The sequence below is a fragment of the Mesorhizobium sp. M6A.T.Ce.TU.016.01.1.1 genome, assembly GCF_003997065.1.
Lineage (GTDB): Bacteria > Pseudomonadota > Alphaproteobacteria > Rhizobiales > Rhizobiaceae > Mesorhizobium > Mesorhizobium mediterraneum.
Map to the genome: position 1 here is coordinate 350,500 of NZ_RZTJ01000001.1, position 13,293 is coordinate 363,792.

Consider the following 13,293-nt stretch of genomic DNA (forward strand, 5'->3'; position numbering starts at 1 on the left):
AAGCCAAAAGCTTCCTTCATGGACCTCTCGTTCCCTCGCGTCGGCGAACCATCTCGGCGATCCACATCGGTGCGTAAGGTGGCGTGCAGCCGGGTGATGCAGGATAGTCGATGAAGACAGCGAGCCGTTCGCCAATCCCGATTGCTCGCGTTCGAAGTTTCGGGTGGTGAATGCCGATCTCGGCGAGGCAGTGGTTCATTGCCCATTGTTTCTGAGCAGGCGCCTTCCTCAGCTCCTTCTCAATCTGGTCGAGCAGGGCATCGAGATCGAGGCCCTCGGCGTTCCTGACGACCCTTTCGGTCGTCAGGCTCCAGCCTGCGCGACCGACAAGGTCGTCGCCGTCCTTCCAGCCCAGACGAAGTTCTTCGGCGTGGCGACCGGGCTTCACCACGTTCACGATGAACCAATCGAGCAGCTTGGGAGAGCGGATGTCGCTTATCATCGTGTCGAGCTCGGCCGCAGAGAAGGCCTTCGGCCTGCACACCAGGGTCGCGACAAGGCGCGCGGCGGTGTCGCCTGTAGCCCAGAGCTGAAGTGCGAGCTCATGCTGGGTCTTCAATCGCTTGGCGAGAGCGCGAAGATGGGTGAGGTTCACACCGTGATCGTCGCCACGGCGTTCATTGGCCTCGCGCATCTTCGGATCTTCGAGCGCGACGAGTTCGCGCAAGACGTCCTTGACTGTTGACATGATGCTCTCCTCCCTTCGCAGCGTTCCTCTCGCTTTGCGCTGACCGGCTCGGGCCGAACTCGGTCGTTCGGCGATCCTAATGATCCCTGGGGCGTCTTGCCTCGAACTCCGCCTTCTTGGCATCGGAGGCGTCAAGCTGGTTGAGCGTCTGCCATTCGGCATAGGGCATGCCGTAGATGATCTCGCGCGACTGGTCCTTGCTGAGATCGACGCCCTCGGCTTCCGCGGCGTCGCGATACCAGTTGGACAGGCAGTTGCGGCAGAAGCCGGCAAGGTTCATCAGGTCGATGTTCTGCACGTCCGTGCGTTCGCGCAGATGCGCGACCAGCCGGCGGAAGGCGGCGGCTTCGAAATCGCGTTTTTGCTCGTCGCTGAGTTCGGTCATGTGTTCTTGGCCTCCTTGGGCCCTCCTTACAGCGGCCCGGTGCGCGAGCCGAATCGTTTGACCTGATGTATATCGGGACGGCTGTTGATCGCGTCAACGATCGGCGCCAGCCGTTCGGCCCAGGCGCCTGCATTCTTCCGATCGGCGATCAGATCCTGGCGGATTTCGATCAGCGCATGAGCAAAGCCGTTGACGATGGCATGCCTGAACATGGTGTCGCCACGTAGCGCGCCGTCATAAGGCTCGTTATCACCGACGACGAGGTCCTTGTCGGCGGCCAGCATATCGATCAGCGGTCGCGCCACTCGGTCGTCGCGATCCCACAAGATACCGACATGCCAGGGGCGCACGAAGCCCTGCATGAACGGGGTGAAGGAATGTACCGAAAAGATGAAGGGCGCACTCGCGGAAGCCTGGGCCACCGAGGCGATCATGGCGCCGACCGCATCGTGATAGGGCCGGTAGAAGCGATCGAGCCGCCTTTCACGTTCTCCCGGGGCAAGCGGATAATTTCCCGAAATGACGGTGCCGTCATAGAGTTGGCGGATCAGCGTCGGATCGTCCTCGCCGCGATTGGGGTCGATCAGAAGCCGCGAAAAGTTGGTGAGCACCGCCGGCACGCCGAGCAAAGCCGCCAACTCGCGCGTCACTGTATCGACACCGATGTCGTAGGCGATATGGCGGTCGAATTCCGCCGCCGGCAGGCCGAGGCTGCCGTACTCTTCCGGCAGGTCGCGACGAGCGTGATCGGCCAGGAGCACGATGCCTCGCTTGCGGTCGCCTTCGACGATGTCGAATGGCGCGAAAACTGTGGATCGGGTCATTGGCGGGAGATGGTCTGTTCGCTGGCTTCCGGGGAGGGTGGTATCGTCATTCCACGAAGAGGACGCGTGCGCAATGCCGTCGTTTGGCCACGGTTTCTGCGGAAATCTGGCGGAAGGTGACAGACCATGCGCCGGAGCCTTTCTAAATCGATTGGAATTGAGCAAAAGGGCGCGTTGACATGCGCCCGGACTTTTCCGAAAAGGGGCGTTGAGAGATGCAAATGTGGTTCTTGAAGGGTTTCAGGATGGGTTCCGCCGGCAGGTCGCGCGTGCGCTACGGCTTCGCCATGCCGCTCCTGACCCTTGCCGTGGGCTTCGCCGCGATGGTTGCTGCCTCGCCCGCGCGCGCCGATTTCCGTGTCTGCAACGCCACGCAGAATCTGGTCGGCGTCGGCATCGGCTATCGCGCCAAGGCCGGCTGGATCACCGAGGGCTGGTGGCATATCGAGGGATCGAGCTGCAAGACGTTGATCGAAGGGCCGCTGTCATCAAGGTTTTACTATCTTTATGCAGAAGACGCCGAGCGTGGCGGGCGCTGGGATGGCCCGATCAACATGTGCGTGGCCGAAAAAGAGTTCAAGATCGCCGGCGTTGCCGATTGCGTCGCACGGGGCTTCCAGCGCGCCGGATTCCAGGAATATGACACGGGCGAGCAGGCAAGCTGGATGGTCCAGCTGACCGATGACCCCGCAACGGGGGGCGCTCCAGCCGCCCCGGGAACAAACAGTCAATGAGACGCAGCCGCAAGGTCAAGATACTCGCCACCATCGGTCCGGCCTCCTCCTCCGAGGACATGCTGAAGAAGCTCTTCGAAGCCGGCGCCGACGTGTTTCGCATCAATATGAGCCACACCGATCATGAATTGATGCGCACACTTGTCGGTCGCATCCGCAACGTCGAGAAAGCGGTCGGCCGGCCGATCGGCATTCTCGCCGACCTGCAGGGGCCCAAGCTGCGGGTCGGCAAATTCGCCAACGGCAAGGAGGCGCTGACACTCGGCCAGACGTTCACGCTCGACGACAATCCCGAGCCCGGCAATTCGACCAGGGTCTATCTGCCCCACCCCGAAATCCTGAGATCGGTCGAGGCCGGTCACCGCCTTTTGATCGATGACGGCAAGCTCGAGCTGAAGGCGGTGAGAAGCGACGGCAAGGCGATCGTCTGCACCGTCGTCGCCGGCACCACCATCTCCGACAAGAAGGGCGTCAGCCTGCCCGACACCGACCTACCGGTCGGCGCGCTGACCGAAAAGGACCGCAGGGACCTGGATGCGGTGCTGGCCACCGGCGTCGACTGGGTGGCGCTGTCGTTCGTGCAGCGTCCGGAGGATCTGGCGGAAGCGCGCAAGATCGCGCGCGGCCGGGCGCTCATCATGGCCAAGATCGAAAAGCCGCAAGCCGTCGCCCGGCTGGCCGAGATCATCGAACTTTCGGACGCACTGATGGTTGCTCGCGGCGATCTCGGCGTTGAAATGCCGCTCGAAGCCGTGCCCGGCATCCAGAAGCAGATCACCCGCGCCGCGCGCCGCGCCGGCAAGCCGGTGGTGATCGCCACGCAGATGCTGGAATCGATGATCACCGCGCCAGTGCCGACCCGCGCCGAGGTGTCGGACGTCTCGATCGCCGTGTTCGAAGGCGCCGACGCCATCATGCTTTCGGCCGAATCCGCGGCCGGCTCCTACCCGGTCGAGGCGGTGGCGATGATGAACCGCATCGCCAGCAAGGTCGAAACCGACCCGACCTATGCCGGCATCATCAATGCACAGCGCTCGGAGCCTGAAGCGACCGGCGCCGACGCCATCTCGCTCGCCGCCCGCGAAATCGCCGAGACGCTGAAACTGTCGGCGATCATCAGCTATACGGCGTCGGGCACGACCGGCCTGCGCGCCGCGCGCGAGCGGCCGCAGGTGCCGATCGTCGCGCTGTCGCCGATCGTCAACACGGCGCGGCGGCTGTCGCTTTTGTGGGGCACGCATTGTGTCGTCTCGCCCGATGCCATCGACCTCGACGACATGGTCGACCGCGCTTGCCGCATCGCTTTGGACGAAGGGTTCGGCAAGCCGGGCGACCGGGTCATCATCACGGCCGGCGTGCCGCTGAGGACGCCGGGCTCCACCAACATGCTGCGCATCGCCTATGTCGGTTCGGACGCCCAGATCAGGCGCTAGAGCAAATCACCCAAAGATGCGCAGCGATTTGGGTAAAAACAAAGACTTAAAGCGCGTCGCAAGAATCCATTCAAACGCGACGGCTTTAGGCCGCTCACGCCGAATTCACCAAGCTGAAGCCTCGCCTCGATGGGACTGGGAGCGTAGCGACTTATTGCCGATCAAGAAGGTGAGGCGACGGCGAGCACGATCGCGATTATCAGCAAGAGCGGTCCCATCCATTTGAAATGGCTGGGAAGGCGTGCCAGCCAAGTCTGTTGTCCGGTTTGGGGTTGGTTCGGCAGCTGAAAGAACCCGTAGCCGACGCCCGACATCCATAGACCGGCGCAAAACATTATGAATTCGTCGATGTAAGCTGCGATCATGATTGCCGAACCGCTCCAACCCTAGACAGGAAACCACACCTCGCGCTCACCGACAAGCAGCACTGCAAGAACGGCAGCAATGTTGAAATTGCCGTGGAGCGTCGCAGCCAGGCGCACTGGTCCACCGGCATCAAATCCCTTCGCCGGCAAGTTCTTCCGAAAGCGTGCCGACCTGATCCTGGGCGCTGCGCAGCATCGGATAGATGCTGAGCACGCGCTGCCAGGCTTCCAGCGCCGATTCCTTGTGGCCGGTTACGGCCATGATCTGTGCCAGGCCGGACAGCGCGCCGAAATGGCGCGGCTCGAGCTGCAGCGTGCGGTCGATGTCCGCCATCGATTTCCCAAAATTATTCATCATGAAATGTACGGTGGCGCGCCGGTTCCAGCCTTCCGCATAGGCCGGTTGCAAGGTCACCACCTGGTCGAGGAAGTCGAGCGCCACGTCGAACTTTTTCTCTTCGACCGCCTTTTGCGACCATTGCATCATCAGGTCGATCGAGGCGCTGCCGGATTGCACCCACTCGTTCGAGATGCGCGCGGCGATGCGCTCTGCGGCTTTTTCGTTGCGCTCGCGCTTCAGGTCGACAAACAGCTGGTCGAGCCTTGCCTCCCTGGTCGTGGCAATCGGAGGGGCGACCGTGTCCTCCGCTTGAGCCGGAGGTACGGCGGAGCCGAAAAGAAAAAGCGCCGCGAAGAATGCAAAACGAATCCGCATGGCCGAGAATCTAACCCCGGACGGCAGATCGTCAAACTGAATTTAGCGTGAGAGGGCCGGGAGGCCAGCAATTACATCATGCAAGCGTGGAGGCAGGCCTCCACGCGAAAAGACTCAGCCCTGGCGCGCCTTGTAGCGCGGAGCGGTCTTGTTGATGATGTACACGCGGCCCTTGCGGCGAACCAGCTGGTTGTCGCGGTGACGCGCCTTGAGCGCCTTGAGCGAATTCTTGATCTTCATGGTCTTGCCCGTCGGTCTGGGCCCGCTTGGGCCGAATTATTAAGGCGCGCTCGGAAAGCGCGCCTCTCAACTTGTGCGTGGCTCATAAACGAGGAGCCTTGCCCGTGTCAACCGCAGCATGCTTCATGGTGCGGCGGATTTTGAGTTTCTGCTCTATCGACGGCGTTAGAGCGGCGCCGTCCAATAGCCTCAACGGCGACGGCTCATTCGCGTAAAATGGCCCATCTTGCGGCCAGGACGCGCCTCCGCCTTGCCGTAGAGATGCAGCATCAGATCGGGCTCGGCGAGCAGGGCTGGGACGCGCAAGACGTCGTCGCCGATCAGGTTTTCCATGACGCAGTCGAAATGGCGACCGGGATTTCCCAAGGGCAGGCCGGCGACAGCACGAATATGCTGCTCGAACTGCGAGACGATGCAGGCGGCTTCCGTCCAGTGGCCGGAATTGTGAACACGCGGCGCGATCTCATTGGCCAGCAGCGAGCCGTCGGCAAGGACAAAGAACTCGATGCCGATGACGCCGACATAATCGAGCGCCGCAAGTATTTTTGCCGCGGCTGCCTGCGCCGCAGCGGCGGTTTCGGACCCTATCCTGGCTGGCAAGGTCGAGCTGTGCAGGATGCCGTCGCGGTGGACGTTTTCTGCCGGATCGTAGGCGGCGAGCGAACCGTCTACGCCGCGCGCCGCGATCACCGAAATCTCGCGTTCGAAGGCGACGAAGGATTCGAGGATCAACGGCACGTTGCCCATCGCCTCGCAGGTGCCGGCAAAGCCGCCCGTTTCCATGTTGCGGAAGACACGCTGGCCCTTGCCGTCATAGCCCATGCGCCGCGTCTTCAATATGCCGCTGCCGTCGAACTTTTTCAGCGCCGCCGTCAATTCGTCGTCATTGTCGACGGGACAGAAATCCGCCGTGGGAATGCCGATGCCGTTGAGGAACTTCTTCTCCGCCACCCGGTCCTGCGCCACTTCCAGTGCGCGTGCCGGCGGATAGACCGGGACCGTGACGGCAAGCGCGCTGGCGGCCACGACCGGCACGTTCTCGAACTCGTAGGTGACGACCGCGCTGACTGCAGCCAGTTCGGCGAGCGCGGCCGTATTGTCATAGGCGGCGGTGATCTGCCGGTTGGCGACCTGTGCCGCCGGGCAATCCGGCTGCGGTTCCAGCACGACCGTGCGGTAGCCGAGGCGGGCGGCAGCCATGGCCAGCATGCGGCCGAGCTGGCCGCCGCCGATGATGCCGATGGTCGATCCCGCAGGCAGGCTCATGGCGTGTCCGTGGGCTCGGCGGCGACCTTGGCGGTCTGGGCGGCGCGCCAGGCATCGAGCCGGGCAGCGAGCTTTTCGTCGGTTAGCGCCAGCACGGCCGCAGCCAGAAGCGCGGCATTGATGGCGCCCGCCTTGCCGATGGCCAGCGTGCCGACCGGAATGCCTGCCGGCATCTGCACGATGGAGAGCAGCGAGTCCTGTCCGGAAAGCGCCTTCGATTCCACCGGCACGCCAAAAACGGGGAGCGGCGTCATTGCCGCTGTCATGCCCGGCAAGTGCGCCGCACCGCCGGCGCCGGCGATGATCACCCGAAAACCGGCCGCCTTGGCGCCCTTGGCGAAGTCATAGAGCCGGTCGGGGGTGCGATGGGCCGAGACGATCAGCCGCTTGTGCGGGATGCCCAGCGCCTCCAGCGTTTCGGCGGCGTGGCGCATCGTCGCCCAGTCGGACTGGCTGCCCATGATGATGGCGACGTCGGCGCGTTGATCGTCCAAGCTTCTGCTCCCGGCGGCAAAGGCGCGCATTAGCGGAATTCGGGATCGACGGCAAGGATGCGATGCCTCTGCGTCCATTCGGGCGCATGGCGCCATCGTCACCTAATCCGGCCAGCGCAACGCGCCGGCGGTGTCCTTGCGAGCCGGCTTCATCGCATCCGCCGGGCGGTCGGTTGCGTTCAACACAGCCTGCAGGCGTTCGGCGACGATCTCCGCCTCGCCGGGATGGAGATTGCACGGGTCGAGGAAGAAGTGACCGCGCTCGACCTCGTGGTTGCGCACGATAATAGGAGGCGAGCCTGCCGCCAGCGCCGAGGCAAGGCCGGCGGCGCTGAACCTGCTCTCAGGCGTAACAAAAACCTGCAGGCGGTCGAGCGGATTGCCGGTCGGATCGGGAATGACATGCGCGGCGATGCCGGGCAGGCTCTGCAATGCGTCCTCCCACAGATGCAAGGCCGCATCCTCCCGCTTGCGGATGCCGGCGTGATCGCGACGCTCCCAGGCCTCCAGCGCCGCCATGGTGCCGGCGACGCTTTCCTTGCCGACCTTCATCGCCCGCGCAACGCCACGATTCTGGAGATAGGCGGCTCGCACCAGATCCTTGCGCCCCGTCACGATGCCGCTAGTGGGCCCCGAGAGGAATTTGTGCCCGCTATAGACGACGATGTCGGCGCCGCGTGCGAGAAAGCCGCGCAGGTCGTATTCCGAGGCGGCGTCGACGATCACCGGGACGCCCTTGGCGTGGCAGATCTCGCAGAATTCCTCGAGCGAGAGCATGCCGTATTGCACTGTGTGATGCGCAACGACGTAGAGGCCGGCCGCGGTGCGGTCGCGGATCGCGTCGCGCACATGATAATCCTGCGTCACGCTGACCGTGCCGGCCGGGACGGCCTTGGCCCCGGCAAGCCGGATCGACTGGTCGATCGGCGCGCCGTAATTGACGATGTGGCCGAGCTGGACGATGACCTCCGACTTGAGGCCCTCGGTGTCGTCCGGCAGCCGCTCGATCGCCAGAAGGTTGGTGCCGGTCATCGTGCCGGCAATCGCCATGGTGATGCCGCTGGCGCAGCAAGCGGTGACGAAGCCGGCCTCGCCCCCTGTGAGGCGCGCGACGACCGTGCTTGCGGCGCGTTGCAGATCGTCCATCTCCACCCACTGCGAAGCGATTTCCGACATCGCGGCGATCGCTTCCGGGACGATGATCGAGGCACCGAGCGCCGTCATCGTGCCGGAAACGTTGATGATCGGGCGAAGGCCGAGTCGTTGACGAATTGTCGTGTTGGAGCCGTTTTCGGAATAGGTTTTCATCTCTAGAGGTCCCGTTGGTAGACGTCAGGCGGCGGTCTCGACGACCGCCTCGATTTCGACCGTGATGTTTCCCGGCAAAGAGCCAACACCGATCGCCGAGCGGGCGTGCCCGCCGATACTATCGAAGACTTCGGCGAAAAGATCGGAGCAGCCGTTGACCACCTTCGGATGGTCGCTGAAGGTCGGGATCGCGTTGACGAAACCCAGCAGCTTGACGACGCGCACGATGCGGCCGAGGTCACCCGCTGCGGCGTGCATGACGGCAAGCAGGTTCAAGCCGGTGAGACGGGCATGCCCATAGGCCTCCTCCACCGTGACGTCCTCGCCCACCTTGCCGGTGCAAAGCGTGCCATCGGCGCGCAATGGCCCCTGGCCGGAGAGGAAGATCAGCCGTCCGCTTTCGGCGTGGGTGACGAAATTGGCGATCGGCGTCGGCGGCTCGGGCAGCGTCAGGCCCAGTTCGGCGAGCCGGATGTAAGGCGACATGAAAAGGCTCCTTGCGACAGCTTTCGCCGTCCGATGTCAGAAATGCGAGGCGCGGAACCGCGCCAAAAAGCTGCGAAGACGTTCGTTGTCGATCTCCTCGCCCAGAATCTCGGCAGGCGGGCCTGCGGCACTGACGCCGCCATCCGCCATGAAGATGATGCGGCTCGAGGCGTCGCGTGCAAAGGCCATCTCGTGCGTGACCATCACCATGGTCATGCCGTCTTCGGCCAGACTGCGCACGACCTCAAGCACTTCGCCGACGAGTTCCGGATCGAGCGCCGAGGTTATCTCGTCGAGAAGCAGGATTTTTGGCTCCATCGCCACCGCGCGGGCGATGCCGACGCGCTGCTGCTGGCCGCCGGAAAGCTCGGCGGGCAGGCTGTCTGCCTTGTGGGCGAGGCCGACCCGGCCCAGCCAGTGCTCCGCAATCTGGCGGGCTTCGGCGCTGCTTTTGCCGCGCACCTTGCGCAGGCCAAGCATGATGTTGCCGGCCGCCGTCAGATGCGGGAACAGGTTGAAACTCTGGAACACCATTCCGGTCTCGGCCCGCATCTTCGCCAGGTCGCGCTCACTGCGGCGCTGGCGTGTTCCCGTCTCGCGGAAGCCAACCTCCTTTCCGTCGATGCGGATGGAGCCGCTATCGTAGCTCTCGAGAAAGTTGACGCAGCGCAGCAGCGTGGTCTTGCCGCTGCCGGAAGGCCCGATGACAGTCACCACCTCGCCGCGTGTCACCTTTAGGCTGACGGAGCGCAGGACCTCGACGGATCCAAAGGATTTGGAAACGTCGCGGATATCGAGAAGCGCCGGATTGGCGGGCGGGGCGATGGACATCTTGCTATTCCCGGATGAAGGAGAAACGCCGCTCCAGCCGTCGGCTGGCCAGGGAGAGGGCGTAATTGACGGCGAAGTAGATGACTGCGCCGAGGATGTAGAGCGGCATCGCCTCGTAGGTGCGGCCGATGACCTGGTTGATGGCGTGCATCAGGTCGGTGATGCCCAGCAGCGAGACCAGCGCGCTGCCCTTTACCGCATCGGTGACGCCATTGATCCATGGCGGCAGGAAGCGCCTGAACGCTTGCGGAAAGATGACGTAGGCCAGTCGCTGGCGAAAGGTCAGCCCGATCGCCATCGCCGCCTCGGACTGCCCCTTCGGTATGGAACCGACCGCGCCGCGCAGATATTCGATGACCTGGGCCGTCTTGAACAGGGTGAGCGCCAGCACGGCGGCCCAGAAGGACTCCAGATGGATGCCGATGGCAGGCAGGCCGTAATAGACGAAGAAGATGAGCACCAGGATCGGAATGCCGCGTATGGTGTCGCTGAAAATGCGCACCACCCAGCGCAGCGGCGTAGGGCCGTAGACAAGGCCGACGCCCATCATCACGCCGGCGACGAGCGACAACACCACGACAAGCAGCGACACCCACAGTGTCACGGCAAAACCCTGGGCTAGGAAGGGCAAGGCATAGGCGATCTGGCCAAGCATGTTAGTGCGCCGCCCTGAACCGGCGCTCGACAAGCCGAAGCGCATAGAGAAGCGCGTAGCCGGTCAAGAGGTACATCGCCGTCACCACAAGGTAGACCTCGACGATCCGGAAGGTGTTGAAGTTGATCCATTGGGCGCCGTAGGTGAGCTCGGGCACCGAAATGACCGAGGCGACGGACGTGTCCTTGAAGAGCGATATGAACGTGTTGGAAAGCGCGGGCAGCGTTATCCGCAGCATCGTCGGTAGGCGCACATGGAGCAGCCGCTGCCAGGGCGTCAGGCCGATCGCCTTGCCAGCGTCGATCTGTCCGCGCGGCACGGCTTCGAGCCCCGAGCGAAACACCTCGACCAGATACGCGCCGCTATAGAGCGACAGTGTCGCGACAAACGAGGTCTGGGCGCTGTAGGCGAGATCGACCACGGTCGGCAGGCCGTAGAAAACGAGATAGACAAGCAGGATCAGCGGCACGTTGCGGATGAATTCGACATAGGCGGCGATTATGGACCGGACGACGCGCCCGGCCGAGACGTACCAGACCGCCAGAACGAGCCCGATGACGATGCCGATGGCTATGGAGATCACGGCGAGCTCGAGACTGAGCAGCAGGCCGCCCCACAGCTTGTCGAAATGCCGCCAGATCAGGTTGAAATTGAGGGCGTAGCCCATGCGTCTGCCTCAGTGCCGAGGGCCGTCGAGGAGAAGGAGGCGGAAGGGCGCCGATTGCTGCCCTTCCGCCAGCTGCATCAGATGACCGGAAAACCGGGATGCCGGGCCGGCGGCTCCAGCCCGAAATAGTCCTTGAACGCCGCGTCGTAGAGCGCCGTTTCATGACCGAACATTGCCGTCGCGAAGGATGCGTTGACGAAGGTCAGCCAGTCGAGATCGCCTTGCCTCAGCGCCGCGCCGTAAAGCATGCTGAACCAGCTTTTGCCGGCATCGAAGTAGCGGTCCGGGTTGCGTGAGGCGAGCCAGCGCACCGTGGAAAGATCGACGGCGGCCGCGTCGACGCGCTTCGACTCGAGTGCCTGCAGCACGTTGGCCTGGGTGTCTATCTGCATCACCTGCGACTCCGGCAGGACAATGTGCACATTTGCCTCGGCATCGACATTCTGCAGGATGGAAATACGCGTTGCCGAACCGCCGGCAAGCAGCTTGTCGAAGGTCTTGTTCTCGGCGGTCGGAAGGGTCAGCAGAGCGATGCCTTCGACGTAATAGGGCCGCGAGAAGTTGATCAGCTGCGAGCGCTGGGCGGTCATGGTCATGAACTGGATCGAGATGTCGACCTTGTTGGTGGTCACATTCGGAATGCGCTGGGCCGGATCCTGCATGACGAAATCGACCATGGTCGGATCGTCGAAAAGCCCCTTGGCAAGAATGCGCCCCATGGTGATGTCCATGCCGACGAGTTCGCCGGCATCGTTCTCGAAGTGCCAGGGTGCGTTGGTGCTGCCGGTGCCGACGATCAGCTTGCCGCGATCGAGAACAGTACGCAGCAGGCTGTCCGGCGCCGCTTGCGCCGCCGCCTTCTGAACATCGACCGTTGCTGCTGCGCCCATCACTCCGGCCGTTGCAAGCCCGGCCATTTTCAGAAATTCACGTCTTTTGGATGTGTCGTTCACGGCGACCTCCTTCGTGTTGTGTTCCCCTTTGGATGAGCAACATGCGTCGTTGCAATGAACGTGATTGTCCCTTACAAGAGACGCATGTACTCTATACAAGACAGATACTAACATCAGGAGCCGGTAATGCAAGATGGCAATGCCTTGGCAGTTCGACCGGACGCCGGCCTGGACGAAGACAGGGCATCGGGCTCTCGCGAGAAGGGTCTCAACCGGGTGCTCCAGATCCTGGAGTTTCTCCACACGACCCAGCGTGCGATCGGGATTGGCGATCTCGCCAAGGCAGTGAATGCGCCTCGCTCGACGACCTACACGCTTGTGCGCTCGCTGGTCGATGCGGGCCTGCTGGAAATGGCCGGCGACGGCAATCGCGTCTATTTCGGAAAAAAGCTTTACCTCTACGGAATGGACTATGTGCGCGGCAACGACCTGCTCAGGAGAGGGCGGCAGGAGGTCGACAATCTGTCGCGCGAGACAGGCGAGACCTCTGAATTGTGCATGCTGCAAAGCGGCCGCTACACAATCGTCCATTCAAGTCCGGGCACCAGGCCGTTCCGGATCAGCTCGGCCACAGGTCTGCAGATCCCGCTTCCCTGGACCGCTTCGGGGCGGTTGCTTCTCGCCGGGTTCGAAAGGGCCGTGATCGAAGACATGGTGTCCGAAGACGATCTCGTCCTGCCAGACGGCCGCAGATTGCTGCTCGACGACTTCATAGAAGATATCGCCGTGGCTGGCGGTGTCGGCTACTGCGTGACCTCGGGTCTTGTCGACGCCTACACAAAATGCCTTGCCGCGCCGGTCTTTTCAGCGCCCGGCAAGGTCGAGGCGACGATATGCCTTGTGGTTCCCATCGACACTTCCGGAGAAAAGACCGACGATCTCATCGCCATGCTGCGCGAACGCGCTGCGAGGCTTTCGATCACAGGATGAGCAGGTTTGCCGAGTCGCCAAGTGGGAATTCGCTCACGCGATGATGTCGGGGATGATCCGGTCTTCCAGCGCCATCAGCCGGTCTTTCAGGAATAGTTTTTTCTTCTTCATGCGCTGGATCTGCAGCGGGTCGCAGCCCATGGCGATCATCGCGTTGATGGCCGCGTCGAAATCGGCGTGCTCTTGCTTCAGCCGAGAATATTCGAGGCGGATATCGGCCTGTTCCTGTTCGGACATTATCTACCGTCTGCACGTCTGCGGCGCCCAAAAATGGGCCTGATTGGGCGGGGCCGGGGGCTCTCTTGCACCGGCGCGCAGC

General features: G+C 63.0%; 18 protein-coding genes. 3 read left to right on the forward strand and 15 right to left on the reverse strand.

The features are described from left to right. Window positions 1-16 precede the first annotated feature (16 nt). From EOC94_RS01770 to EOC94_RS01780, 3 genes are all read right to left on the reverse strand, one after another. A complete protein-coding gene (locus tag EOC94_RS01770; RefSeq protein WP_127288407.1) occupies window positions 17-688 on the reverse strand; it encodes a DNA alkylation repair protein in 672 nt (223 codons plus the stop codon). 76 nt (window positions 689-764) lie between these two features. Next, window positions 765-1,073 (reverse strand): DUF1244 domain-containing protein, encoded by a 309-nt coding sequence (locus EOC94_RS01775; protein ID WP_095487328.1) that lies wholly within the window; start codon window positions 1,071-1,073, stop codon window positions 765-767. A 26-nt stretch (window positions 1,074-1,099) separates the two neighbouring features. Further along, entirely contained in the window at window positions 1,100-1,897 is a 798-nt protein-coding gene (locus EOC94_RS01780) for an N-formylglutamate amidohydrolase (RefSeq protein ID WP_127288408.1), read from the reverse strand. A 287-nt stretch (window positions 1,898-2,184) separates the two neighbouring features. Here EOC94_RS01780 and EOC94_RS01785 point away from each other — a divergent pair, with 287 nt between their 5' ends. After that, the gene (locus EOC94_RS01785) at window positions 2,185-2,631 is read left to right on the forward strand and encodes a DUF1036 domain-containing protein (protein WP_240546960.1); all 447 of its coding nucleotides are present in this window, start codon (window positions 2,185-2,187) and stop codon (window positions 2,629-2,631) included. Next, window positions 2,628-4,064, forward strand: a complete 1,437-nt coding sequence (gene pyk / locus EOC94_RS01790; protein WP_095487324.1) for a pyruvate kinase — start codon at window positions 2,628-2,630, stop codon at window positions 4,062-4,064. Before EOC94_RS01785 ends, pyk begins: the two co-directional genes overlap by 4 nt. Before the next feature lie 161 nt (window positions 4,065-4,225). Here the strand turns inward: pyk and EOC94_RS34470 are convergent, their stop codons facing one another. From EOC94_RS34470 to EOC94_RS01845, 11 genes are all read right to left on the reverse strand, one after another. Next, the gene (locus tag EOC94_RS34470) at window positions 4,226-4,429 is read right to left on the reverse strand and encodes a hypothetical protein (protein ID WP_095487322.1); all 204 of its coding nucleotides are present in this window, start codon (window positions 4,427-4,429) and stop codon (window positions 4,226-4,228) included. Between the two features lie 130 nt (window positions 4,430-4,559). Beyond that, window positions 4,560-5,144 carry a hypothetical protein gene (locus EOC94_RS01800; protein ID WP_095487320.1) on the reverse strand — a complete coding sequence of 195 codons (585 nt, stop codon included), beginning with the start codon at window positions 5,142-5,144 and terminating at the stop codon, window positions 4,560-4,562. Between the two features lie 114 nt (window positions 5,145-5,258). Then, on the reverse strand, window positions 5,259-5,384 hold the full coding sequence (gene ykgO, locus EOC94_RS01805) for a type B 50S ribosomal protein L36 (protein ID WP_006327841.1): 126 nt from the start codon (window positions 5,382-5,384) through the stop codon (window positions 5,259-5,261). A 189-nt stretch (window positions 5,385-5,573) separates the two neighbouring features. Then, window positions 5,574-6,650: a 5-(carboxyamino)imidazole ribonucleotide synthase gene (locus EOC94_RS01810; RefSeq protein WP_127288409.1), complete on the reverse strand. Its 1,077-nt coding sequence runs from the start codon at window positions 6,648-6,650 to the stop codon at window positions 5,574-5,576. Further along, window positions 6,647-7,144, reverse strand: a complete 498-nt coding sequence (gene purE / locus EOC94_RS01815; protein WP_126104578.1) for a 5-(carboxyamino)imidazole ribonucleotide mutase — start codon at window positions 7,142-7,144, stop codon at window positions 6,647-6,649. The genes EOC94_RS01810 and purE overlap by 4 nt, the downstream gene beginning before the upstream one ends. Window positions 7,145-7,246: 102 nt before the next feature. Continuing rightward, complete coding sequence (locus EOC94_RS01820; protein WP_126104579.1) at window positions 7,247-8,452, reverse strand: aminotransferase class V-fold PLP-dependent enzyme; 1,206 nt, start codon at window positions 8,450-8,452, stop codon at window positions 7,247-7,249. Between the two features lie 24 nt (window positions 8,453-8,476). After that, a complete protein-coding gene (locus EOC94_RS01825; protein ID WP_127288410.1) occupies window positions 8,477-8,938 on the reverse strand; it encodes a RidA family protein in 462 nt (153 codons plus the stop codon). A gap of 36 nt (window positions 8,939-8,974) precedes the next feature. Next, window positions 8,975-9,769 carry an amino acid ABC transporter ATP-binding protein gene (locus EOC94_RS01830; RefSeq protein WP_127288411.1) on the reverse strand — a complete coding sequence of 265 codons (795 nt, stop codon included), beginning with the start codon at window positions 9,767-9,769 and terminating at the stop codon, window positions 8,975-8,977. Between the two features lie 4 nt (window positions 9,770-9,773). Next, entirely contained in the window at window positions 9,774-10,424 is a 651-nt protein-coding gene (locus tag EOC94_RS01835) for an amino acid ABC transporter permease (RefSeq protein ID WP_095487310.1), read from the reverse strand. Window position 10,425: 1 nt separating this feature from the next. Next, entirely contained in the window at window positions 10,426-11,091 is a 666-nt protein-coding gene (locus EOC94_RS01840) for an amino acid ABC transporter permease (RefSeq protein WP_095487308.1), read from the reverse strand. A 77-nt stretch (window positions 11,092-11,168) separates the two neighbouring features. Beyond that, the gene (locus tag EOC94_RS01845; RefSeq protein WP_126104582.1) at window positions 11,169-12,044 is read right to left on the reverse strand and encodes a transporter substrate-binding domain-containing protein; all 876 of its coding nucleotides are present in this window, start codon (window positions 12,042-12,044) and stop codon (window positions 11,169-11,171) included. A gap of 126 nt (window positions 12,045-12,170) precedes the next feature. Between EOC94_RS01845 and EOC94_RS01850 the strand changes: the two genes are divergently transcribed. After that, the gene (locus tag EOC94_RS01850) at window positions 12,171-12,974 is read left to right on the forward strand and encodes an IclR family transcriptional regulator (RefSeq protein WP_095487304.1); all 804 of its coding nucleotides are present in this window, start codon (window positions 12,171-12,173) and stop codon (window positions 12,972-12,974) included. A gap of 33 nt (window positions 12,975-13,007) precedes the next feature. Here EOC94_RS01850 and EOC94_RS01855 read toward each other — a convergent pair whose 3' ends face one another. Further along, complete coding sequence (locus tag EOC94_RS01855; RefSeq protein WP_023797035.1) at window positions 13,008-13,211, reverse strand: YdcH family protein; 204 nt, start codon at window positions 13,209-13,211, stop codon at window positions 13,008-13,010. Window positions 13,212-13,293 lie beyond the last annotated feature (82 nt).